Annotated in this window: 1 rRNA gene; it reads right to left on the reverse strand. The window is 46.2% G+C overall.

What is annotated here, in order from left to right:
- Positions 1 to 179: ribosomal RNA gene (locus tag FCK90_RS15290) — 23S ribosomal RNA — on the reverse strand; the annotation flags it as partial.
- Positions 180 to 236 lie beyond the last annotated feature (57 nt).

Genomic DNA, 236 nt, shown 5'->3' on the forward strand with positions numbered 1-236 from the left:
CTTCCTCACGCTATGTATTCACGTAAGGATACTATCCGACTAAAGATAGTGGGTTCCCCCATTCGGAAATCTCTGGATCAACGCTTACGTACAGCTCCCCAAAGCATATCGGTGTTAGTCCCGTCCTTCTTCGGCTCCTAGTGCCAAGGCATCCACCGTGCGCCCTTTCTAACTTAACCAATTTACTTCTACGAAGTAAAGGTTGTTTTTCTGATTTTCCGTATCAGCGATGATAC

This window comes from Kocuria coralli, assembly GCF_008831305.1.
Taxonomy (GTDB): domain Bacteria; phylum Actinomycetota; class Actinomycetes; order Actinomycetales; family Micrococcaceae; genus Kocuria; species Kocuria coralli.